The 22,983-nt window shown below is 73.7% G+C and carries 16 protein-coding genes; 8 read left to right on the top strand and 8 right to left on the bottom strand.

The features are described 5' to 3' along the window. Window positions 1-370: 370 nt before the first annotated feature. The 4 genes from ACFWXO_RS29170 to ACFWXO_RS29155 form a co-directional block, all read right to left on the bottom strand. Entirely contained in the window at window positions 371-1,045 is a 675-nt protein-coding gene (locus tag ACFWXO_RS29170) for a nucleoside/nucleotide kinase family protein (RefSeq protein WP_380527219.1), read from the bottom strand. 39 nt (window positions 1,046-1,084) lie between these two features. Continuing rightward, window positions 1,085-2,071 (bottom strand): LD-carboxypeptidase, encoded by a 987-nt coding sequence (locus tag ACFWXO_RS29165; RefSeq protein ID WP_380527217.1) that lies wholly within the window; start codon window positions 2,069-2,071, stop codon window positions 1,085-1,087. 144 nt (window positions 2,072-2,215) lie between these two features. Continuing rightward, window positions 2,216-3,256 (bottom strand): tryptophan--tRNA ligase, encoded by a 1,041-nt coding sequence (trpS, locus tag ACFWXO_RS29160; RefSeq protein ID WP_380527224.1) that lies wholly within the window; start codon window positions 3,254-3,256, stop codon window positions 2,216-2,218. Window positions 3,257-3,581: 325 nt separating this feature from the next. Beyond that, on the bottom strand, window positions 3,582-5,045 hold the full coding sequence (locus ACFWXO_RS29155) for an APC family permease (protein ID WP_380527215.1): 1,464 nt from the start codon (window positions 5,043-5,045) through the stop codon (window positions 3,582-3,584). Between the two features lie 433 nt (window positions 5,046-5,478). Here ACFWXO_RS29155 and ACFWXO_RS29150 point away from each other — a divergent pair, with 433 nt between their 5' ends. Both ACFWXO_RS29150 and ACFWXO_RS29145 read left to right on the top strand, forming a co-directional pair. Further along, window positions 5,479-6,528, top strand: a complete 1,050-nt coding sequence (locus ACFWXO_RS29150) for an ABC transporter substrate-binding protein (RefSeq protein WP_380527222.1) — start codon at window positions 5,479-5,481, stop codon at window positions 6,526-6,528. A 138-nt stretch (window positions 6,529-6,666) separates the two neighbouring features. Continuing rightward, window positions 6,667-8,109 (top strand): hypothetical protein, encoded by a 1,443-nt coding sequence (locus ACFWXO_RS29145; protein WP_380527213.1) that lies wholly within the window; start codon window positions 6,667-6,669, stop codon window positions 8,107-8,109. Here ACFWXO_RS29145 and ACFWXO_RS29140 read toward each other — a convergent pair. Continuing rightward, a complete protein-coding gene (locus ACFWXO_RS29140; RefSeq protein WP_375883428.1) occupies window positions 8,091-8,612 on the bottom strand; it encodes an NUDIX hydrolase in 522 nt (173 codons plus the stop codon). The two genes, ACFWXO_RS29145 and ACFWXO_RS29140, sit on opposite strands and share 19 nt — an antisense overlap. A 135-nt stretch (window positions 8,613-8,747) precedes the next feature. On the opposite strand from ACFWXO_RS29140, the gene ACFWXO_RS29135 reads away from it, so the two are divergent. Next, window positions 8,748-9,761, top strand: coding sequence for an ATP-grasp domain-containing protein (locus ACFWXO_RS29135; protein ID WP_380527212.1), 1,014 nt, complete (start codon window positions 8,748-8,750; stop codon window positions 9,759-9,761). A gap of 86 nt (window positions 9,762-9,847) precedes the next feature. On the opposite strand, the gene ACFWXO_RS29130 is transcribed toward ACFWXO_RS29135, so the two are convergent. Both ACFWXO_RS29130 and ACFWXO_RS29125 read right to left on the bottom strand, forming a co-directional pair. After that, window positions 9,848-13,951: an ABC transporter transmembrane domain-containing protein gene (locus ACFWXO_RS29130; protein WP_380527210.1), complete on the bottom strand. Its 4,104-nt coding sequence runs from the start codon at window positions 13,949-13,951 to the stop codon at window positions 9,848-9,850. 330 nt (window positions 13,952-14,281) lie between these two features. Beyond that, window positions 14,282-14,956 carry a TetR/AcrR family transcriptional regulator gene (locus ACFWXO_RS29125; RefSeq protein ID WP_380527208.1) on the bottom strand — a complete coding sequence of 225 codons (675 nt, stop codon included), beginning with the start codon at window positions 14,954-14,956 and terminating at the stop codon, window positions 14,282-14,284. 133 nt (window positions 14,957-15,089) lie between these two features. On the opposite strand from ACFWXO_RS29125, the gene ACFWXO_RS29120 reads away from it, so the two are divergent. From ACFWXO_RS29120 to ACFWXO_RS29105, 4 genes are all read left to right on the top strand, one after another. Next, a complete protein-coding gene (locus tag ACFWXO_RS29120; RefSeq protein WP_380527206.1) occupies window positions 15,090-16,817 on the top strand; it encodes a carboxyl transferase domain-containing protein in 1,728 nt (575 codons plus the stop codon). A 184-nt stretch (window positions 16,818-17,001) separates the two neighbouring features. Beyond that, window positions 17,002-19,266, top strand: a complete 2,265-nt coding sequence (locus ACFWXO_RS29115; RefSeq protein WP_380527204.1) for a biotin carboxylase N-terminal domain-containing protein — start codon at window positions 17,002-17,004, stop codon at window positions 19,264-19,266. Between the two features lie 71 nt (window positions 19,267-19,337). Beyond that, window positions 19,338-20,288 carry a hydroxymethylglutaryl-CoA lyase gene (locus tag ACFWXO_RS29110; protein ID WP_380527220.1) on the top strand — a complete coding sequence of 317 codons (951 nt, stop codon included), beginning with the start codon at window positions 19,338-19,340 and terminating at the stop codon, window positions 20,286-20,288. Between the two features lie 165 nt (window positions 20,289-20,453). Next, complete coding sequence (locus ACFWXO_RS29105) at window positions 20,454-21,644, top strand: acyl-CoA dehydrogenase family protein (protein WP_375883416.1); 1,191 nt, start codon at window positions 20,454-20,456, stop codon at window positions 21,642-21,644. Between the two features lie 158 nt (window positions 21,645-21,802). Here the strand turns inward: ACFWXO_RS29105 and ACFWXO_RS29100 are convergent, their stop codons facing one another. After that, window positions 21,803-22,333, bottom strand: coding sequence for a universal stress protein (locus tag ACFWXO_RS29100; RefSeq protein ID WP_375883414.1), 531 nt, complete (start codon window positions 22,331-22,333; stop codon window positions 21,803-21,805). A 198-nt stretch (window positions 22,334-22,531) separates the two neighbouring features. Between ACFWXO_RS29100 and ACFWXO_RS29095 the strand changes: the two genes are divergently transcribed. After that, the gene (locus ACFWXO_RS29095) at window positions 22,532-22,978 is read left to right on the top strand and encodes a hypothetical protein (RefSeq protein ID WP_380527201.1); all 447 of its coding nucleotides are present in this window, start codon (window positions 22,532-22,534) and stop codon (window positions 22,976-22,978) included. The last annotated feature ends 5 nt before the right edge of the window (window positions 22,979-22,983 follow it).

Here is a 22,983-nt window from a genome sequence, read left to right as displayed (position 1 = left end):
TGGCACGCTGTTGAGTTCTCAAGGAACGGACGCTTCCTTCGGACCGCCTTCCAGCGGGCCCTCCGGGCGCTTCGTTCTTTCGTGTTTCCAGCTTATCAGATGTTTTCCGCTCCGTTTTCCGGGGCTTCGTCATCCAACTCGCCGGTGTCTTCTGCGGCTTGACGCCCCGTCCGACGTTTCAAACTCTAGCCGATCCCCGCTCCGAAAAGCGAATCCGGCCGCAATCCGATAAACAGCGCACGCCGAATAAGCACCGAGCCGAGACGCGTAAAAGCGAAACGACCGGCACGAACCGGAAGTGGTGATTCAAGGGATTGGCCGCTCCGGGACCGTCCGCGCCGATGCGTGTCCGGTGCTCCCTGCCGGGCGACTAGGAAACACTACCCCTCTCCGGCATCGGGAGCAAACGGGCCCCGGGGACCGTCCGGGTGCAGAGCGCCCGGCCCTGCTTCACGTACTCGCCGTTGGGGTGGTCGTTGCCGGTGACCCAGCGCAGGGCGGTGGCCTCGTCCCGGCCACCGTCGCGGTGGCGGCGGAGCAGCCGCTCCTCGCGGACGGTGTCGTCGGTGTCGACGTACCAGAGTTCGCGCAGCAGCCGGCGGGCCTCCGGCCACGGGGCGTCCGCGGCAGCGAGGTAGTTGCCCTCGGTGATGACCAGGCGGGTGTGCGGGCGGACGACGTGGCGGGCCGCGACCGGTTCGTCCAGGGTGCGGTCGAAGTCGGGGACGTAGATGTCCTGGAACCGGTCGGCCGCGACCCTGCGCAGCAGGGCGACGTAGCCGTGGGCGTCGAAGGTGGCTGGGGCGCCCTTGCGGTGGGTCAGCCCGAGGCGGTCGAGCTGGGCCGTGGAGAGGTGGAAGCCGTCCAGCGGCAGGTACGCGGCGGTGCCGGGGCCCTCGGCGCGTTCGACCTCGGCGACCAGGTGCCGGGCGAGGGTGGACTTGCCGGCCGCGGGCGGGCCGACAAGTCCGAGGATCGTGCGGGCGTTGCTGCCCGGGCCGCGGAGGAGTCCGAGGGCAAGGGCGGTGAGGCGGTCCTCGTTCATGGCCGCACCCTACTCACCGGCCCGGGGCCGACGGTCGGCTCAGGCGGAGCCGGTTGCGGTGTCGGGAGCGGCGGTGGGGACGAGGGCGGGCAGCTCCAGGGTGAGCGTGCCGGCGTCCGCGTCGAGCAGGGCGGGGACGCCGAGCGGGACGGTCAGGGTGGACGGGCAGTGGCCGAAACCCAGCTCCCAGAGCACGGGCACGCCGAGGCCGCCGAGGCGGTCGGTCATCACGTCCCGTACCCGTTCGGGCCGCCCGCAGCCCTCCCAGGAGCCGAGGGCTATGCCGGCCACGCCGTCGAGGGCGCCGGAGCGCAGGAGCTGGGTCAGCAGCCGGTCGAGCTGGTACTGGTGCTCGTTGACGTCTTCGAGGACGAGGATGCGGCCCGCGTAGGAGGGGCGGGCGGCGGGCGTGCCGCGTTCGGCGACGAGTACGTGGAGGCAGCCTCCGGCGGTGACGCCCCGGGCGCGGCCGGGGACGAGCGGGCCGGCGGTGGGCGAGGTGAGGACGGTGGTGGCGGCCGGGTCGAAGAGGGTCCGGCGCAGGTGCTCGGCGGTGGGGCCGTCCTCGACGAAGGAGGCGGCGGCGGCCATCGGCCCGTACAGGGTGGCGAGGCCGAGGCGCTGGGCGAAGGCCTCGTGCAGGGAGCTGACGTCGCTGAACCCGATGAGGGGCTTGGGGCGGGCGGAGCGCAGGGCGGTCCAGTCGAGCAGGTCGACGATGCGGTGGACGCCGTAGCCGCCCCGGGCGCAGATGACGGCGTCGACGTCGGGGTCCAGCCACGCGTCCTGGAGGTCGGCGGCGCGGTCGGCGTCGGCACCGGCCAGGTAGCCGAGGGTGGGGTGGGTGTCGAGGACGTGCGGGGCGACGGTGACCCGCAGGCCCCAGGATCGGAGGATCTCGCAGCCGGCGGTGAGGCGCCCGGCGTCGATCGGGCCGCTGGGGGCGACGACGGCGATGTGGTCGCCGGGGCGCAGCTGCGGCGGGCGGGTCAGTCCCTGGCCGGGCGTGGTCGGTTGCTGGTCCATGGACCGGACCTTTCGGGGAAGGGGCGGGCTGTGGGCGGCCTCGGGGGTGTGGTCGAGGCCGCCCGGTGACGATATGCCCGCCGGTCGACCGGCCGATGTCCGCAGACGGGCCCGTCACGGGGCGCCGGTCGGCTTGAGGGCCGTTCAGATCGCGCCCATCACCTCCCGCACCTCGGCGAGAGTGGCGTCGGCGATGGCGTTGGCCCGTTCGGCACCCTCGCGCAGGACCTGCCGCAGGTGGCCGCGGTCGGCGGCGAGCTCGGCGCGACGGGCGCGCAGCGGGCGGAAGTACTCGTTGACGGACTCGATGACGGTGCGCTTGAGGGCGGCCGCGCCGCCGTCGCCGACCTCCTCGGCGATCGCCTCCGGGGCGCGGTCCTGGCAGAGCGCCGCGAGCAGGACGAGGCCGGACACCTCGGGGCGGCCGACCGGGTCGTAGCCGATGCGGCGGTCGGCGTCGGTCTTCGCGCCGCGGATGATCCGGGCGGTGGTGTCCTCGTCGGCGCCGAGGGCGACGGCGTTGCCGCGGCTCTTGCTCATCTTGCCGCCGTCGGTGCCGAGCAGCATCGGGGCGTCGGAGAGCAGCGCCCGGGGGCGGGGGAACACGGCGCTGCCGTCGGCGTGCGGGTAGCGCTCGTTGAAGCGGCGGGCGACGGTGCGGGCGACTTCGAGGTGGGGCAGCTGGTCCTGGCCGACCGGGACGAGGTCGGCCTTGCAGAACAGGATGTCCGCGGCCTGGTGGACGGGGTAGGTGAACATCAGCCCGTTCACGGCGGCCTGGCTGGAGTGGGCGATCTCGTCCTTGACGGTGGGGTTGCGGCTGAGTTCGGCGACGCTCACCAGGCTGAGGAAGGGCAGCAGCAGCTGGTTGAGGGCGGGAACGGCGCTGTGGGCGAAGATCGTGGCCCGTTCGGGGTCGAGGCCGGCGGCGAGGTAGTCGAGGACGAGGTTCTCGGTGTGTTCGGCGAGCCGGTCGGCGATGTCGCGGTCGGTGATGACCTGGTAGTCGGCGACCAGGACGAACATCTCGACGCCCTGGTCCTGCAGCCGGACCCGGTTCTGCAGGGTGCCGAAGTAGTGGCCGAGGTGGAGCGGGCCGGTGGGGCGGTCGCCGGTGAGGACCCGGTGGGAGGACGGGTCGTCGATCCGGTCCTGGGCGGTGAGGTCGGACGTGCCGGCGGTCATGGCCGTGGTGGCGACCGCACCAGCGGTGGTGGTGGCGGCGCCGGTGGTGGTGGCGGTGGTGGTCATCGGGTTTCTCCCTCGGTACGGCGGCGGTGGCGGCCGTCCGGGGCGAGGGGCCCGTCCCGTGGGGAAAACGCGACAGGGCCGTCCATCCCGGACGGCCCTGTGGTCAGGCGAGTGGGGTGACCGTCCTAGGACGGCCACCAGCACAGGCCCACGAAGCGCTTCACGGCTCCAACGATAGCGCCGGCCCCCTGCACCGGTCACCCGGTTCAGGTCTCCTGCACCGGCCCCCTGCACCGATCCCCGACACCGTGGACCGGCGTCAGTCCTCCACGACCAGGGCCCGGGTGCCCTGCCGCAGCGTCTCGCCGCGGAAGAACTCCGGGCGGATCCGGCCGTACCAGGTCATCAGCGCGGCACCGAGCAGCAGGATGCCGACGCCGATCACGAACACCGAGCCGACGCCGAACACCGCGCCGCTGCCGTAGTCGGGGGACCAGGCGTCGGTCAGGGTCTGGAGGAGGACGGCGCTCAGCAGCAGGCCGCCGAGCAGCGGGGCGACGCCCATGAGCAGCAGGTCGCGCGGGCTGTCGCGGAGCGAGTGGCGGAAGTGCCGGACGCAGGCGAAGGCGGTCAGCGCGTAGTAGAAGCAGATCATCAGACCGAGCGCCAGGATGGTGTCCTGGACGACGTTCTCGCTGATCAGGCTCATGCCGACGTAGAAGACGGCGGTGGCGAGGCCGGCCGCGACGGTGGCGTAGCCGGGCGTGCGGAAGCGCGGGTGGACGGTGCCGAAGCGCGGCGGCACGGCGCGGTAGGCGCTCATCGCAAGCAGGGTGCGGGCCACCGGGATGAAGGTGGTCTGCAGGCTCGCGGCGGCACTGGCGACGACGGCCAGGAACAGCAGGATGCTCCACGGCGAGCCGAGCACCGGGCGGGCGAGCGCGGCGAAGACGTTGTCGGCCGTGGCCGGGTTGCCGAGGCCGTCGCCGGTGCTGCCGACACCGGCGAACATCTGGGCGGCGACCGCGACCAGCAGGTACGAGCCGACCAGGGTGACCATGGAGACCATCGCGGCCCGGCCCGGGGTCTTGGTGCTGCCGAGGGTCTCCTCGTTCATGGTGAGGCAGGTGTCCCAGCCCCAGTACATGAAGATGGACAGCGACAGGCCGGCGGTGAACGCGCTGAACGAGCCGACCTGGAGCGGGTTGAGCCAGGAGAACGAGAAGCCGATCGAGTCGGGCAGGTCCCCGGCGGCGGCCTTGCCGATGGCGATGGCCGAGAAGAGCAGCAGCACGGCCAGCTGGAGGCCGACCAGGCCGTACTGGAACCACTTGGTGGCCGTCATCCCCCGGTAGCTCATCGCGGTGGCACCGGCGATGAGCAGCACCACCGTGAGCAGATGGACGGCCTTGTTCTGGTCGAGCCCGGCGATCCAGCTGCTGCCGGTCATCTCACCGAGCATCAGGTAGAGGAACTCCGTCGCCACGCCGGCCAGGTTGGAGAGCACGATGATGGTGGCGACGGTCAGTCCCCAGCCGGCCATCCAGCCGACCCGGGGGCCGAAGGCCCTGACCGTCCAGGTGAAGGACGTACCGCAGTCCGGGAAGTCCTTGTTCAGCTCCTTGTACGCGAACGCGACGAGCAGCATCGGCAGGAAGCCGGCCAGGAACACGGCCGGCATCTGGACGCCGACCGCGGTGACCGTCGGCCCGAGCGTCGCGGTCAGGCAGTACACCGGGGCGACGGTCGAGACGCCCAGCACCACGCTGCCCAGCAGGCCCACCGAGTTGCCCCGTAGACCCTTGTCCCCCGCTCCCCCAGCCGCCCCCGGTTCGGGAACGCCACCACTGGTGCCACTGACCGGGGCACCCTGCGGAGCACCGGGCGCCGTTGCCCGGCCGCTGCTTGTGTGCTCTGAGAGCTGCTGATCAAACACCAGCGCACTCTAAGCCGCGCGAAGAAGGTTGAATAGACCAACTCTTGGTGATTTTGTGCACTGATGATGACCTTTGGCCCCTCGGTGCGCACCCCCGTGCGGAGGGTGCGTCCGGCCACGGGATAGGTTTGCCTCACCTAACCTCGACCGTCCGGTCCCGACCGTGAAGGAGCGTCGCGTGGCCCCCGACTCCGACGACCCGAACCTGGCCCCCGCCCCCGCCCTCGTCCCCGCCCTCGTCGCCCGCACCCCCAGCCGGCGCCGCTTCCTCGCCACCGGAGTGACCGGCGCCGCCGTGCTCGGCCTCGGCGGGCTCCTCGCCGCCTGCGGCAGCTCGGGGGGCTCGGGCGGCTCCGGCGGGTCCGGAGGCGGCAGCGGCGCGAAGCCGGGCAGCGGCGGCTCGCCGGACCAGAAGTCGGTGAAGCAGGGCGGCGACGACTACGCCGGTGTCATCGAGAAGATGAAGGGCTTCGGGACCGACGCCGCCCCCGGCGTCTACCCGCGCACCGTCAAGCACGCCATGGACGAGACCGTCATCCCCGCCAGGCCCACCCGGGTCGTGGTGCTGGACACCGGCGAGCTCGACAACGTCGTCTCGCTCGGCATCCAGCCGGTCGGGGTCGTCCACACCGACGGCTCCAAGTCGCTGCCCTCCTACCTCAAGGACAAGGCGGGCAACCCGGCCGCCGTCGGCACCATCAACAGCCTCAACCTGGAGGCGATCGCGGCGCTCAAGCCCGACCTGATCCTCGGCAGCCAGCTGCGCGCCCAGGACCAGTACGCCCAGCTGTCGAAGATCGCGCCGACCGTCTTCTCACTGCGCCCCGGCTACCCGTGGAAGCAGAACTTCCTGCTCAACGCCAGTCCCTTCGGCCTGCAGGCGGAAGCCAAGACGCAGCTCGACGCCTACCAGGCCGCCGCCACCGCGATCGGCGCCGCCCTCGGCGGCAAGCGGCCCACCATCACGCCGCTGCGCTTCATGCCCGGCCGGACCAGGCTCTACGCCGAACTCTCGTTCATCGGCACCATCCTCACCGACGTGCCGCTGCCGCAGCCCGCGATCGAGCAGGTCAAGGAACTCGCGGTGGAGGTCAGCCCGGAACAGATCGACAAGGCCGACGCCGACTGGATCTTCTACGGCGTGTACGGCAGCCCCAGTTCGACCAACCAGGACGCGGTGCTGGGCGGGGCGCTCTGGAAGACCCTCGGGGCGGTCAAGTCCGGTCAGGCGCGGCCGGTTTCGGACGAGACCTGGTTCCTCGGGCTCGGCGTGACGGCGGCCAACGCGGTGCTCTCCGACCTCAAGGACTTCGTCGCGTCCGGGAGTTGAGCCGATACGCCCGGTAGGGTCCGCCGCTGATCACCCGGTGGTCACGGCGTGCTCCCGGGCGCCCGTGCGGGAATGACGCTTGGAGCTGGTGGCGCGGTGCGGGAGGATCGTCGGGACCGTCCCCCGAAGGGCCCGCCGATGACTTCGCTCCACCCCGGTTCCACCGACCCCGCCCCGCCCGGACCGTCCGGGACCGCTGCGGACGGTGCCGACTCCTCGCCCCCGACCGACGGGCCCCGCCCGCCCGGCGCGGGGGCGCCGATCTGCTCGATCGCGACGGCGGCCGACGTCGGCGCGCCCGGCGCCCCGGGCGCCCTCGTCCGCCACGACTCGGTGCCGCAGCCGCGCACGCCGGAGGACGTCGAAGCGCGGCTCCGGCGCGCCAAGGCGGACGGCACTGCGGCGGATGGCGCTGCGACGGATGGCGCTGCGACGGATGGCGCGACAGCGGACGGCGGCGGCGCTGCCGGCGGTTCCGCGGACAGCGGCACCGACGACTGCGGCGCTGCCGACGGCGGTACGGCGAGCGACACGACGAGCGGCGCGGCGACCACGGCACGGCTCCGGGAGGCGTTCGCCGACCGGCTGCGGGCCGCGCGCGCCGAGGGGCGCTCGCTCGCCGAGCTGGCGGCCGCGTGCCGTCGGCCGGTGGCGGAGGTACGGGCGCTGCTCGGCGAGGCCGAGGAGGCGTCCGAGGCGGAGTCCGGGCCCGAGGCCGGCGTCGACGCCGGTGCGGATGCCGGTTCGGGTGCGGGTGCCGGTTCGGGTGCGGGCTCCGCCTCCGAGCGGACCGGGTCGGGGTTCGTCCGGTTCGAGCGGACCGCAGCGCCCGTCGAGGGCAACCGGCCCGCAGCGGTGGCGCGTTCGGGGCGCGAGGAGCTCCGGAGCCTCGGCTCGCGGCGGCCGTCGCCGTCCCGCCGACTGCGTCGGATGCACCCGCCGGCCGGCCCGACCGGGCAGGAGGCGGCCGCACGGGAGACGGCCGCGACCGACCCGGCCGGCACCCGGCCGCCCGGTGCGGGGTGGACGGGTACACCGACCGGTGCAACGGGGCCGGTGGCCGGTCACCCGACCACCGCGCCCCCGGAGCCCGGGACGAACGCCGCGTACCGGGCCGGCACCGGGCTCGGGGTCGGGACCGGAGCGGGCACCGGAGTGGGGGTCGAAGGCGCGACTGCTGTCAGGGCTGCCCTCGGGACCGGTACCGAGGCAGCCCGGGCCGAACCACCGCTCGGCATCCTGATCGGCGGCAGCCCGGTCCAGTCGGACGCCGTGGGTCGCCCGGAGGAGCGGACACCGGTCCGGGTGACGGCGGAGCCGATCCGGGTCGGGCGCGGGACCAGCCTGGTCGTACTGCCCTCCTGGCGTCCCGCCATCGCCGTCTCGGTGTCGACCGAGCAGCTGATCATCGAAACCGGGCTCACCGTCGAGCAACTGGCCGGCGCCCGGCTGACGGTGCGGATGAACCCGTGGGCGCTGCACGACCGGGAGCTGGACCTGCACGGCTGGGAGCCCGGCCCGGCCGGGCCGGGCGGACGGGCCGCCCGGCGCGGCGGGCGCGGTCAGGCGTTCGGGATGTAACCGAGGTCGACGGGCACCGGAGGGCGCCCGTCGACCGCCCAGCCCGCGCGGACGGGCTCCAGCAACTCCGGTAGCCGGGGCGGCCAGAGTGCGTCCGCGTTCTCGTCGGCGAGCTCGGCCGGGGTCCACCAGCGCCAGTCGAGGATCCGGTCCTGGGCGTGCACCGCACTGACATCGCCGACCGGGCCGCGGTGCGGTCCGCGGGTGAGGTAGATGTGCTCGTGCTGGCGGACCGGGGTTCCGTGCCAGGTGAAGTCGTGCTCCCAGGTGCAGAGCAGCGGGCCCGGTTCGAGATCGGTCCAGCCGGTCTCCTCCCACAGTTCGCGCCGGGCGCCGACCAGCGGGGTCTCACCCCGCTCCAGCCCGCCGCCGGGCATCGTCCAGTGGACGCCGACCTCGTCGTTGTCCGAACGGAGCAGGAACACCGAGCCGTCGCCGTCCAGCACCACCGTACGGGCGGCCCGGCGGGGAACGCGTCGGTGCGGTCGCAGCAGTCTTCGCATCGGGACACTCTGACAGCGCCCGCACCGGGCGTCGACCGGATCCGCCGTCCCGACGCCCCACGGGGGAGGAACCGGGGCGACCGACCGCCGCCGGATCGCAGCCGGGAGCGGCCCGCTGGCCTTACCCTGACCGCCATGCCCGTACCCTCGATCCTCTTCCCCGCCGATCCGCTCAACCCGCGCCGGCCCGATCCGCACTTCGCCTGGGAGGCCCGGCTGCTACGGGAGTTGGGCGGTGAGCACCACCTCGTCGACCACGACGCACTGCTCGCCGGACACCCCGAGGAGGCGGTCCGGCGGGTGCCCCGGGACTGCGGACCGCTCTGGTACCGGGGCTGGATGCTCCCCTCCGCCCGGTACGCCGGGTTCGCCGCCGCCCTCACCGCCCGCGGCGGCAACCTGCTGACCAGCGCGCCCGGCTACGCGGCGGCGCACGAACTGCCCGGCTGGTACGGGGTGTTCGAGGGCGCGACCCCGCCCAGCGTCTGGATCCCGTCCGACGGGACGGCGGCACCCACCCCGGCGGAGCTGGCGGACGCCGTGGCCCGGCTCGGCGGCACCGGGCCGGCGATCGTGAAGGACTACGTGAAGTCCCGCAAGCACGAGTGGCACGAGGCCTGCTACGTACCGGAGTTGGCGGACCTGGCGACCGTCGGACGGGTGGTCGGGCGGTTCGTCGAGCTGCAGGGCGAGTCCCTGGCGGGCGGGGTGGTGCTGCGCCGGTACGAGGAGTTCGAGCGCGCCGACGGAACGGGCCGGGCCGCTGACGGTGCTGAGGGAGACGCGAGCGGCGCGGGAGGCGCGGGAGGCGCGGGAGGCCGTGGCGGCACGGGCGGCGTCGGCAACGCGGGCGGCCCGAACGACACGGGCGGCGACGGGCGGGCGGTGGAGGTCCGGGTGTGGTGGCTCGACGGTCGGCCGATCCTGGTCGGCCCGCACCCGGACACCCCGCACCAGCGGGTCGAGCCCGACCTCACCCACGTCCCCGCACTGGTGCGAAGACTCGGCTGCCGCTTCGTCACCACCGACCTCGCCAGCCGGGCGGACGGCTCCGGCTGGCGGGTGGTGGAGGTCGGGGACGGCCAGGTGAGCGACCTGCCGCGCGGCGTCGACGCCTCGGGCCTGCTGGCCTCGCTGATCGCCGCCTGAGCACATCGCCCAATCGCCCGATCGTCGGACCGCCGGGCCGCCGGGCTGCCGGGCCGCCGTCGGACCGCCCGACGACCCGACCGCGGTTACCCGGCGGCGACCGTCTCGGTCGGGGCCGGGTGGCCGTCCGCGATGAACGCCTGCCAGAGCCGGGCGTACGTCCCGTCCAGCGCGAGCAGTTCGGTGTGGGTGCCGTCCTCGACCACCCGGCCGTGGTCCAGCACGACCACCCGGTCCGCGCGTTCGGCGGTGGTCAGCCGGTGGGCGATGACCAGAGTGGTGCGACCGCCGCTGAGCCGGTCCGCGGCCTGGTTGACGGCGGCCTCGGTGGCCAGGTCGAGCGCCGCGGTGGCCTCGTCCAGCAGCAGGATGTCCGGGTCGACCAGTTCGGCCCGGGCCAGCGCGATCAGCTGGCGCTGACCGGCCGAGAGGTTGCGTCCGCGGCCGGCGACCTCGTGGTCGTAGCCGCCCGACAGTCCGACGATCATGTCGTGCGCGCCGACCGCCCGGGCTGCCGCCTCCACCTCGGCCGCCGAGGCGTCCGGGCGGCCGTAGGCGATCGCCTCGCGGACCGTGCCCGCGAACAGGTACGCCTCCTGCGGCACCACGCCCAGCCGGTGGCGGTACTGGGCCAGGTCGTAGCGGGTGAGGTCCACCCCGTCGACCCGGACGGTGCCCTCGGTCGCGTCGTAGAACCGCGCGACCAGCTTCACCAGCGTCGACTTGCCCGCGCCGGTCTCGCCGACCAGCGCCACCGTCTGACCGGCGGGTATGTGCAGGTCGACGGCGCTCAGCACCTCCGGTGCGCCGTCCGCCCCGCCGTTGTAGGCGAAGCCGACGCCCTCGAAACTGATCTCGCCCCGCAGCCCCTTCGACACCGGGACCGGATCGGCCGCCGCGGCCGTGGTGGTCGGGGTGCGCAGCAGCTCACGGATCCGGCCGAGGCCCACCGAGGCCTGCTGGTAGCCGTCGAACACCTGCGACAGCTGGTTGACCGGGGCGAAGAACAGGTCGATGTAGAGCAGGTACGCGACCAGCGCGCCGACCGTCAGCGTCCCCGCGTCCACCCGGGCGGCGCCCACGATCAGCACCAGCGCGGCGGCCACGCTGGAGAGGAACTGGACGAACGGGAAGTACAGCGAGATGTAGAACTGCGCCCGGACCCTGGCCTCCCGGTAGGCGATGCCGCGGGCCACGAAGCGGTCGGTGTTGGTGTCCAGACGGCGGAAGGCCTGGACGATCCGCATGCCGGCCACGTTCTCCTGGAGGTCGGCGTTGACCGTGCTGATCAGGTCCCGGGAGCGCTCGTACTGGTCCTTTGACCTCTTCCGGAACACCAGGGTGGCGATCACCAGCAGCGGCAGCACCGCGAAGACCACCAGGGCCAGACCGGCGTCGATGATCAGCAGGGCCACGAAGATCCCGGCGAAGGTCAGCAGACTGACCACCGCGGTGACCATTCCGGTCTGCAGGAAGGACGTCAGCGAGTCCAGGTCGGTGGTCATCCGGGTCATGATCCGGCCGGTCAACTCGCGCTCGTAGTAGTCCAGGCCGAGCCGGTTGAGGTGGGCGAAGATCTTGAGCCGGAGGGTGTAGAGCACCCGCTCACCGGTCCGGCCGCTGACCCGGTTCTCGGCACCCTGCACCAGCCAGTCCAGCAGCACCACGACGAGCGCGGTGATCGAGGCGACCGCGACACCGGCCATCAGGCCCTTGCGGACGCCCTCGTCGATCCCGTGCCGGATCAGCACCGGCAGCACCAGCCCGGCGGCCGCGTCCAGGGTGACCAGCAGGAAGGCGATGAGCAGCGGGGTGCGGAAGGGGCGCAGCAGGCGGCCGAGGCTGAAATCCGGATCCCCGGCCTCGGCCTCGGCGCGGGGGACGGCGGGGGCGTCGGCGGCCGGCGGGAGGGCGGCGACCTTGGCCAGCAGCTCGGGGTCGGCGGTGCGGGCCGCCTTGGCGAGGGCGGGGGTGGGGAGTGCGGGGGTCTGCGCGGACGGCCGGTCCTTCTCCGCGGCCGGCGCGGACTCGGACTCGGAGCCGGAGGCGTCGGTGGTGGCGGAGCCGGAGGCGGCGGAGTCAGCGGGGGTATCGGCGGTGCCGGTGCTGGTGGCGGTGGCGGGCCCGGGTTGTGGCTCCGGTGCACGGCTGGCTTCCGGGTCGGTGATCAGGGCCCGGTACTGGGGACATCGGGCTTCGAGTTCCTCGTGCGTGCCGAGGTCCAGCAGTCGGCCGTGGTCCAGGACCGCGATCCGGTCGGCGAGTTGGAGGGTCGAGCGGCGGTGGGCGATCAGCAGGGTGGTGCGGCCGGTCATCACCGAGCGCAGCGCGTCGTGGATCTCCGCCTCGACCTGCGGGTCGACCGCCGAGGTGGCGTCGTCCAGCAGCAGGATCCGGGGGTCGGTGAGGATCGCCCGGGCCAGGGCGATGCGCTGGCGCTGGCCCCCGGAGAGGGTCAGGCCCTGCTCGCCGACCTTGGTCTCGTAGCCGTCCGGCAGCGCGCGGACGAACTCGTCGGCCTGGGCGGCGCGCGCGGCGGCGACGATCTGCTCGTCGGTGGCGTCCGGGCGGCCGTAGGCGATGTTGGTGCGGACCGACTCGGAGAAGAGGAAGCTCTCCTCGGGCACGATGCCGACCGCCGCACGGACCGAGTCCAGGGTGAGGTCGCGCAGGTCGTGGCCGTAGAGGCGGACGGCGCCGCCCGCCGGGTCGTAGAAGCGGGGCACCAGCTGGGCCACCGTCGACTTGCCGGAGCCGGAGGCGCCCACCAGGGCGAGGGTCTCGCCGGGGGCCAGCGCGAGGCTGAGCCCGTGCAGCACCGGGGCGGGGTGCTCGGGGTCGTAGCGGAACTCGACCCGGTCGAACTCCAGAGCGACGTCCGGGGTGCGGGGGCCGACGGTGCCGGCCGGGGCGCCGGCCGGGGCGCCGGCCGGGCGGTCAGCCGCGGTGTCGGCGGGGGTGTCGGCGGGGGTGTCGGCGGGGGTGGTCCCGTCCCTCGTCAGGTCCAGGGTGAGCGCGTCCGGGCGCTCCTGGACGAGCGGGCGCTCGTCGATCAGCTGCAGCACCCGCTCGACGCCCGCCCGGGCCTGCTGGCCGACCGTGATGACCATGGTCAGCATCCGCACCGGGCCGGTCATCTGGGCGACGTAGGTGGAGAAGGCGACGAACGTCCCGAGCGAGACCCGACCGTCGACGGCCAGCCAGCCGCCGAAGGCCAGCACCGCGACCTGAGCCAGGGCCGGGATCGCCTGCATCGCCGGGTTGTAGCGGGCGTTCAGGCGGATCGACCGGAGCCGGGCGGCGAACAGGTTGCGGGAGACCAGCTCCAGCTTGTCCTGCTCCTGCGCCTCCTGACCGAAGCCCTTGACCACCCGGACCCCGCCGATAGCGCCGTCCACCACGCCCGCGACGGCGGCCGCCTCCTGCTGGGCGGCCCAGGTGGCCGGGAACAGGCGCTTACGGCTGCGCACGCTGACCCACCACAGCGCAGGGGCCATCACCACGGCTATCAGGGTCAGCGGCGGGGACAGCCAGACCATCACGCCCAGCGACATCACGAACATCAGCAGGTAGCCGGTCATCATCGGCAGCATCGAGAGCAGGCCGTTGATCAGCTGGAGGTCCGAGGTCGCGCGCCCCACCACCTGACCGGTGTCCAGGCGGTCCTGGCGGTGGCCGTCGAGCCGGCCGAGCGAACGGAACAGGTCGCTGCGCATGTCGTGCTGGACGTCGAGGGCCAGCTGGCCGCCGTAGTAGCGACGGACCTGGGTGCAGCCGAAGACCACCACGGCGGCGAGCAGCAGCACCACCGCCCACGGGGTCAGCGAGCGGGTGTGGGCGACGATGACGTCATCGATGATCAGCTTGGTGACCAGCGGCACCAGCGCGGTGACAGCCATGCCGACCAGCGAGGCGCCGAAGGCGAGCAGCACGCTGCGACGGGACCGCCAGCTGTAGCCGATCAGGCGACGCAGCCAGCCGTCGGCCTGAGCGGCCGGGCTCGGAGCGGCGGCCGGGCTCGGAGCGCCGTCCGGGCTCGGAGTGGTGGCCGGGCTCGGAGTGGCCGCCGCCTCCGGCGCGGGGCCTGCTTCGGTGGCCCTCAGGCCGTCGACGGGGGCCGCCGGGTCGGGGCCGGGGGCCGGTTGGCCGCTCGGGGATTGCTCCACCATGGATCCGTGAGTCTCGGGCATATTTAGGGATGCTAACCATTTCGTCGGGTGGCCGCCACGGCATTTCCGGCCGCGCGAGGCGATCGGAACTGACTCCGGTACGGCCCGGATCGTCCGGTCCGGCGACTGGGCAACAGCTTGCGGCCTGCGGTGATTCCCGATCGAACACAGCTGCGGCCCGACGGTCCGGCCCTTGCCCCCAGGGTCGCCCGAAGACCCGGCGCGCGCCCAGCGCCCCGGGGGCGGGCAGGCGCCGTCCTTTGGACCTAGGCCCTGTCCGGTCGAGCCTTGCCCGGGACGGTACCGGGTCGGCGACGTCGGGAAAGGGCAGCGGACGGGGAGTGAACGGGCCTACGCGGACCCAACCCCCCGGTCGACGCCCGTGGCGTCGGCCGCAGCCACGGAGTCGGCGGCCGCGGCGAAGGCGCCGTGGGCGAGGGTGTGCAGCAGCGCGGCCATGCCGTCGCGCTGCAGACCGGCGCGCTCGCCCTGGGCCGGATCGGGGCCGACGCTGTGCGGGGTCGAGTTGATCAGGCCGAAGACCGCGTGCACGGCGGCCCGCGCCACGGGCTCCGCGCCGGGATCTGCGAGCGGCGGATGGGCCTGCCGGACCACGTCCACCCACAGCTCGACGTAGCCGCGCTGGAGCCGCCGGACGGTACGGCGGTCCTCCTCCTTGAGGTTCAGCAGCTCGCGGTCGTGCAGGGTGATCAGGTCGCGGTCGTTCAGGGCGAAGTCGACGTGGCCGCTGATCAGGGCGTCCAACGTGGCGGCCGGGCCGTCGCCACCGCCCGCCCGGCGTCGCCCCTCCTCCAGCAGGCGCTCGCTGATGCCGATCAGCAGGTCGGCCAGCATCGCGTCCTTGCCGGCGAAGTGGCGGTAGAGGCCGGGGCCGCTGATGCCGACGGCCTTGCCGATCTCGTCCACACCCACGCCGAGGAAGCCCCGGGCGGCGAACAGTCGCGCGGCCTCCCTGCGGATCTGGTCGCGGCGTGGGAGCGCGGAGGCTGCGGGGACGTTCGGCATGCCGCCCATCGTAGACAGTCGGGTTATCGGCCGTTAACCTGAGCGCGTAAGTTAACGTTAATTAACGTGAGGATCAGGGGCGCACCGTACTCGGCCCGCCCGCCTGCTGCCGAGGGCAAGGGAGCTCTTGGGAATGGTCATCTCAACCACCGGTGCCTCCTCCGGCGTCCGGTTCGGCGCACCGACCGGCACCGCGCCGGCACCGGGTGCCACAGCACCGATCGCCGCAGCACCGGGAGCCGCCGCGCCGGCACCCCGGCTCGGCACCTCCGCCGACCCGGGCTCCGCGGCCTACCGGGCCAACACCGAGGCGCACCGGGCCCTGGTCGCCGAACTGCGCGCCAAGCTCGACGCCGCCGCCCTCGGCGGGGGCGCCAAGGCGCGCGCCCGGCACACCTCGCGCGGCAAGCTCCTCCCCCGCGACCGGGTGGACACCCTGCTCGACCCGGCGTCGCCCTTCCTGGAGCTGGCGCCGCTGGCCGCCGACGGGATGTACGACGGGGCGGCGCCCGCGGCCGGGGTGATCGCCGGCATCGGCCGGGTCGCCGGACGCGAGGTGGTGGTGGTCGCCAACGACGCCACCGTCAAGGGCGGCACCTACTACCCGATGACGGTGAAGAAGCACCTGCGCGCCCAGGAGGTCGCGCTGGAGAACCGCCTCCCCTGCATCTACCTGGTGGACTCCGGCGGCGCCTTCCTCCCGATGCAGGACGAGGTCTTCCCGGACCGCGACCACTTCGGCCGGATCTTCTACAACCAGGCCCGGCTCTCGGCCGCGGGCATCCCGCAGATCGCCGCCGTGCTCGGCTCCTGCACGGCCGGTGGCGCTTACGTCCCGGCGATGAGCGACCAGGCGGTGATCGTCCGCAACCAGGGCACGATCTTCCTGGGCGGACCGCCGCTGGTGAAGGCCGCGACCGGGGAGGTGGTCACCGCCGAGGAGCTGGGCGGCGGTGACCTGCACTCCCGCACCTCGGGCGTGACCGACCACCTGGCCGAGGACGACGCCCACGCGCTCTCCATCGTCCGCACCATCGTGTCCGAGCTCGGCCCGCGCACGCCCAGGCCGTGGCCGCTCACTACGGCCGAGCCGCCGGCCGTCGACCCGGCCGGCCTGTACGGGGCCGTCCCGGTCGACCCGCGCACGCCCTACGACGTGCGCGAGGTGATCGCCCGGCTGGTCGACGGCAGCCGCTTCGCCGAGTTCAAGGCCGAGTACGGCGCGACCCTGGTCACCGGCTTCGCCCGGATCCACGGCCACCCGGTCGGCATCGTCGCCAACAACGGCGTGCTGTTCTCCGAGTCGGCAGTCAAGGGCGCCCACTTCATCGAACTGTGCGACCAGCGCGGTATCCCCCTCCTCTTCCTGCAGAACATCACCGGCTTCATGGTCGGTCGGCAGTACGAGGCGGGCGGCATCGCCAAGCACGGCGCCAAGATGGTCAACGCCGTGGCCTGCACCCGGGTCCCGAAGCTGACCGTGGTGATCGGCGGCTCGTACGGGGCCGGCAACTACTCGATGTGCGGCCGGGCCTACTCACCCCGCTTCCTGTGGATGTGGCCGGGCGCCAAGATCTCCGTGATGGGCGGCGAGCAGGCGGCCTCCGTACTGGCCACCGTCCGCCGTGACCAGTTGGAGTCGCGCGGCGAGGAGTGGCCGGGCGAGGCGGAGGAGGAGTTCAAGCGCCCGGTCCGCGAGCAGTACGAGCGCCAGGGCAGCGCCTACTACGCCACCGCCCGGCTCTGGGACGACGGCGTGATCGACCCGATGGACACCCGCACCGCCGTCGGTCTCGCCCTCACCGCCTGTGCCAACGCCCCGCTGGCGCCGCCCGCTCCGTTCGGTGTCTTCCGCATGTGACCGCTCCGGGGTGGCCGCCCCGACGCGACCGCCCCGACGCGGGCACTCCGACGCCACCGCTCCGGTGACCCCGCTCTTCCGGGTGTGACTCCTGCGGCGCCGGTCCGACGACCGGGCCGGCGCCGCAACCGCCCACCGCCCCCTCCTCTCTTACGGCTCCCCTCGACCCGGAGGAACGCCTCCCATGTTCGACACAGTTCTGGTCGCCAACCGCGGTGAGATCGCCCTGCGGGTGATCCGCACCCTGCGGCGGCTCGGTGTCCGCTCGGTCGCCGTGTTCAGCGACGCGGACGCCGACGCGCCGCACGTCCGCGAGGCCGACGTCGCGGTCCGGCTCGGCCCGGCCGACCGCAGCGACAGCTCGGCCGCCGAGACCTACCTGCGCACGGATCAGATCCTCGCCGCCGCCCGCCGCACCGGCGCCCAGGCCGTCCACCCCGGCTACGGCTTCCTCGCCGAGAACCCCGGCTTCGCCCGCGCCTGCGCCGACGCGGGCCTCGTCTTCATCGGACCACCTCCCGGTGCGGTCGAGCTGATGGGTGACAAGATCAACGCCAAGGAGGCCGTCCGGACCGCCGGCGTCCCCGTGGTCCCCGGCAGCCAGGCCACCGCGCCCACCGACGAGGACCTCGTCGCCGCCGCCGACGAGATCGGCTACCCCGTCCTGCTCAAGCCCTCCGCCGGTGGTGGCGGAAAGGGCATGCGCCTGGTGCGGGACCCGGCCGAGCTGCCCACCGAGATCGCCGCCGCCCGCCGCGTCGCCCGGACCGCCTTCGGCGACGACACCCTGCTGCTGGAGCGGTGGGTCGACCGACCGCGCCACATCGAGGTGCAGGTGCTCGCCGACGCCCACGGCACCACCGTCCACCTCGGCGAGCGCGAGTGCAGCCTCCAGCGCCGCCACCAGAAACTGATCGAAGAGGCTCCCTCCGTCCTGCTCAATGCCGAGACCCGCGCCGCGATGGGCGCTGCGGCCGTCCGCGCCGCCGAGTCCTGCGGCTACACCGGGGCCGGCACCGTGGAGTTCATCGTCCCCGGCATCGACCCGGATGCCCCCGCCTCCGCCGCCGAGGGGGTGCGGGACTTCTTCTTCATGGAGATGAACACCCGCCTCCAGGTCGAGCACCCCGTCACCGAACTCGCCGTCGCCGTCGGTCCGGAATCGGCCCGACTGGACCTGGTCGAGTGGCAACTGCGCGTCGCCTCGGGCGAGCCGCTCTCCTTCGGCCAGTCCGACGTCTCCTTCCTGGGCCACGCCATCGAGGCCCGCATCTGCGCCGAGGACCCGGAACGGGACTTCCTGCCCACCGGCGGTCGCATCCTCACCCTGGACGAGCCCCAGGGCGAGGGCATCCGCGTCGACTCCGGGGTCGCCCCCGGAACCGTCGTCACCAGCGCCTACGACCCCATGCTCGCCAAGGTCATCGCGTACGGGCCCGACCGCCCGACCGCGCTGCGCCGGCTGCGCGCCGCGCTGGCCGACACCCGCATCCTGGGTGTCACCACCAACACCGGCTTCCTGCGCCGACTGCTCGCCCACCCCGACGTCGTCGCCGGCCGACTGGACACCGGCCTGGTGGAACGGACGGCCCAGCAGCAGCCGGCCCTGCTCGTCGCACCGCACTCCCCGTCGAACGCGGCAGCCCCGACCGCGGCGACCCCGGACGCGGCAGCCCCGACCGCGACCGATCCCGCCGACGCCTCGGCATCCGAACCACCGTCACCCGCCCACCTCCTCTACTACGCGGCCGCGCTGGCACGGCACCTGGACCTCACCCCGGCCGCCGACCCCGGCGGCTGGACCGACCCGTTCTCCCTCCCCTCCGGCTGGCGCCTCGGCGGCACCCCCGCCTGGACCACCCACCGACTCCGGACCCCCGGCCAGGACCCGGTGTCGGTGCGCATCCGTTCGATCACTGCGGGCAACGTAACCGACGCCACTGACAATGCGTCCGGGGCCGCCCGCGAGGTGGAGCTCCAGCTGGACGCCGGGCCCGTCCACCGCGCCCGCGCGACCCTGGTGGCCGAGCGGCTGCACCTGACCGTCGACGGCCTGCAGACCGCCTTCACGCTGGCCACCGACGCCACCCCCGGCCTCCCGGCCGGCCCGGTGACCTGGCTCGGCATCGAGGGCGACGCCTGGCCGATGCACGCCTACGACCCGGTCGTCGAGAGCGCCGGCGGCGCCTCGGCGCACCACGGCGCGCTGACCGCCCCGATGCCCGGCACCGTCACGGTCGTCAAGACCACGGCGGGCGAGACGGTCCGCAAGGGCCAGCCCCTGCTCGTGCTGGAGGCCATGAAGATGGAACACGTGATCGCCGCGCCGCACGACGGCGTGGTGGCCGAGCTGCGGGCCACCGCCGGCGCCACCGTCGCGATGGAGGACCTGCTGGTCGTGGTCACCCCGGCCGAGGCGGCCGCCGAGCCCGCGGAGGTGCGGTCGTGACGTCCCCGGAGAGCCCCGCCACGGAGACCCCCGCCCCGGGGGCCGCCACCCGCGAGCCCGACGCGCTCGACCTGGGCCTGCCCGACCCGGTCCGCGCCCCCGGCCTGCCCGAGGAGGTCCGGATCCACGAGGTCGGGCCGCGCGACGGGCTGCAGAACGAGAGCTCCCTGGTGCCCGTCGAGGTCAAGGCCGAGTTCATCGGCCGGCTCGCCGCCGCCGGGCTGCGGACCGTCGAGGCGACCAGCTTCGTTCACCCGAAATGGGTACCCCAGCTCGCCGACGCCGAGGAGCTGGTCCCCCGGCTCGCCGGCCTGCCGGAGCTCCACCCCGGTCTGCGGCTGCCGGTGCTGGTCCCCAACGAGCGCGGCCTCGACCGCGCGCTCGCCCACCACGCCACCGACATCGCGGTGTTCGCCAGCGCCACCGAGACCTTCGCCCGGCGCAACCTCAACCGTTCCGCGGACGAGGCCATGGCGATGTTCCGCCCGGTCGTGACCCGGGCCACCGAAGCCGGGGTCACCGTCCGCGGCTACCTCTCGATGTGCTTCGGCGACCCCTGGGAGGGGCCCGTCCCGGTCGACCAGGTGGTCCGGTACGGCGTCCAGCTGCTGGAGATGGGCTGCGCCGAGCTGAGCCTCGGCGACACCATCGGCGTGGCCACCCCCGGCCAGGTCGGCGCGCTGCTGGCCGGGTTCGCGAAGGCCGGCGTGCCCGTCGGCCGGATCGCCGTGCACTTCCACGACACCTACGGCCAGGCGCTCAGCAACACCCTGGCGGCGCTGCGCGAGGGCGTCACCACGGTGGACGCCTCGGCGGGCGGACTGGGCGGCTGCCCGTACGCGAAGAGCGCCACCGGCAACCTGGCCACCGAGGACCTGGTGTGGATGCTGCACGGGCTCGGCGTCCGGACCGGCGTCGACCTGCGCGCGCTGGTCGCGACCAGCGGCTGGATGGCCGGGCAGCTCGGCCGCCCGAGCCCCTCCCGCACCGTCCAGGCGCTGCTCGGCGCCGCCCGGGGCTGACCCGCCCCGCCCGACTTCCCGGCGCCGGCCGCCCGAACGGCCCGGCCGGCGCCACCACACCGCTTTCATCCGTCAACCACACCGTGCGACCGTCACACCGTCAGACGGACGCCGGCCGTCCCGCTCATGCCCGCGGCCACCCCGGCCGGGCACCAGGAGGATCAGATGCTCGACCACCGGCTCAGCAGCGAGTACGAGGAACTGCGGCGCACCGTCGCGGAGTTCGCCCAGGACGTGGTGGCGCCGAAGATCGGCGGGTTCTACGAGCGGGAGGAGTTCCCCTACGAGATCGTCCGCGAGATGGGGCGGATGGGCCTGTTCGGCCTGCCCTTCCCGGAGGAGTACGGCGGCATGGGCGGCGACTACTTCGCCCTCGGCCTCGTCCTGGAGGAACTCGCCCGCGTGGACTCCTCGGTGGCGATCACCCTGGAGGCCGCCGTCTCGCTCGGCGCGATGCCGATCCACCGCTTCGGCACCGAGGAGCAGAAGCGCGAGTGGCTGCCCCGGCTGACCTCCGGCGAACTCCTCGGCGCCTTCGGCCTCACCGAGCCGGAGGGCGGCTCGGACGCCGGGGCCACCCGCACCACCGCCCGCTACGACGAGGCCACCGACGAGTGGGTCATCAACGGGACCAAGTGCTTCATCACCAACTCCGGCACCGACATCACCGGACTGGTCACCGTCACCGCGCTCACCGAACCGATCGCTCGTTCGAGTGAAGAAGGCGAATTGCGCTCGCCCGTGCGGGAGATCTCGTCCATCATCGTGCCCACCGGGACCCCGGGGTTCCAGGTCTCGAAGAAGTACTCGAAGGTCGGGTGGAACGCATCCGACACCCGCGAACTGTCCTTCACCGACTGCCGCGTCCCCGCGGCCAACCTGCTGGGCGAGCGTGGCCGAGGCTACGCCCAGTTCCTGCGGATCCTCGACGAGGGCCGCATCGCGATCGCGGCCCTGGCCACCGGCCTGGCCCAGGGCTGCGTCGACGAGTCCGTCAAGTACGCCGGCACCCGCCGGGCCTTCGGCCGCCCGATCGGTGCCAACCAGGCCATCCAGTTCAAGCTGGCCGACATGGAGCTGCGCGCCCACACCTCCCGCCTGGCCTGGCGGGACGCCGCTTCCCGGCTGCTGCACGGTGAACCGTTCAAGAAGGAGGCCGCGATCGCGAAGCTGTACTCGTCCGAGGCCGCCGTCGACAACGCCCGCGAGGCGACCCAGATCCACGGCGGGTACGGCTTCATGAACGAGTTCCCGGTCGCCCGCTTCTGGCGCGACTGCAAGATTCTCGAGATCGGGGAGGGCACGTCCGAAGTCCAGCGCATGCTCATCGCCCGGCAGCTCGGCGTCACGTCGTGACGATCGGCAGCTGACCGTCGACTCCTGACGGCCGGCTTCCGGTGGTCACCCCGGGAGCCGGGCCCACCGGGCCAACCCACCGCTCCACAAGGGCTGTTGAGGAGTGACCGCGTCGGCGGGTACCGCCGCCGCGGGGACTCCGCGGCAGCGGGCAGTCCTCAAGGGATCACGATCACCGGGCGGTTGGCCCGCCGCGCCAGCCGCCCGGAGACCGAGCCGAAGATCTTGCCGAGCAGGCCGTGCGTCGTGCCGACGACGATCGCGTCGGCGGCGTACTCGCGGCCGACCTCCTCGATCTCGTGGCAGATGTCGCCGCCCCGCTCGATCAGGACCCACGGCACCCCCGCGAGGAAGTCCGCGCAGGCGAGTTCCAGGCCGAGGACCTCCGTGCGGTGGTCCGGGAGATCGACGAAGACGGGAGGCTCACAGCCCGCCCAGACCGTGGCGGGCAGGCGGTTGGCGACGTGCACGATCACCAGGCCGCACTGCGACCGGCGGGCCATGCCGACGGCGTAGGCGAGGGCGCGCTCGCTCGACAGCGAGCCGTCGAAGCCCACCACGACGCCGTGCTGGAACACCGGATCGAGGGAGCGCCCGGGCGCGTCCGTCGCCGACGGCTCGGTGTGCCCGCCGAGCGGACCGGAGGCAGTGTCCGGACGTTCGGCACCGGGGCCGGGGCGGCCCGTCACCGGGGGCTCCGCGGGCTCGGCCGGACGCCCGTCACGGCGCTGGCGCGGCCCGGGACGGTCACGCCTGGAGAGGCCGCTGCGCCGGAGGCCGCGCAGGGCGCGCACCAGGGCGTGGGGTTCGGCCCACCCAGGGCTCGCGGCTGCGGGCCGCGGCGTCCCGACGGCGCCTGCCCGTCCGCCGTCCGGCCCGCCGTCGGGGTGGGCCGAACCGTCGGCACGGCCGCCGACCTCGGCACCGGTGCCGGCACCGGGGTCGAGGTCGAGGTCGAGGTCGGCGCCAGGATCGCGGCCGGTAGCGGCACTGCCGTCCGCATGCTGTTCGGGCTGCCCGCCGGGCAGTTCGACGCGCCGCTCGCCGCGCTGCTCGCCGATGCGTCGGTCGTCGAGCTCGGCGACACATGGCTCGACACGCGCGTCACGCGCGTCGTCGCGCTCGTTGACGCGGTCGTCGTCACGCACGCCGGACGGGTCGAGGTGGGTGCGGGCGCCGTCTCCCCGGGGCCCTGCGCCCGCACTGTGGGGCGCGTCCGGTTCGACCGGTCGGGAAGGCTCAAAACCAGCCATGGCTCACGGCTCTTCAAGGGAGAGGGGCCGACAGGAGAGGAGGACAACGCTGCCCGGGCAGCAGGCCCGCCCACGGGATGACGTCG

Origin of the sequence: Kitasatospora sp. NPDC059088 (assembly GCF_042738155.1) — a bacterium.
In the GTDB taxonomy this organism is placed as follows: Bacteria; Actinomycetota; Actinomycetes; order Streptomycetales; family Streptomycetaceae; genus Kitasatospora.
Note: the sequence above shows the minus strand (reverse complement) of the source record. Positions and strands in the feature narration are given on the sequence as shown.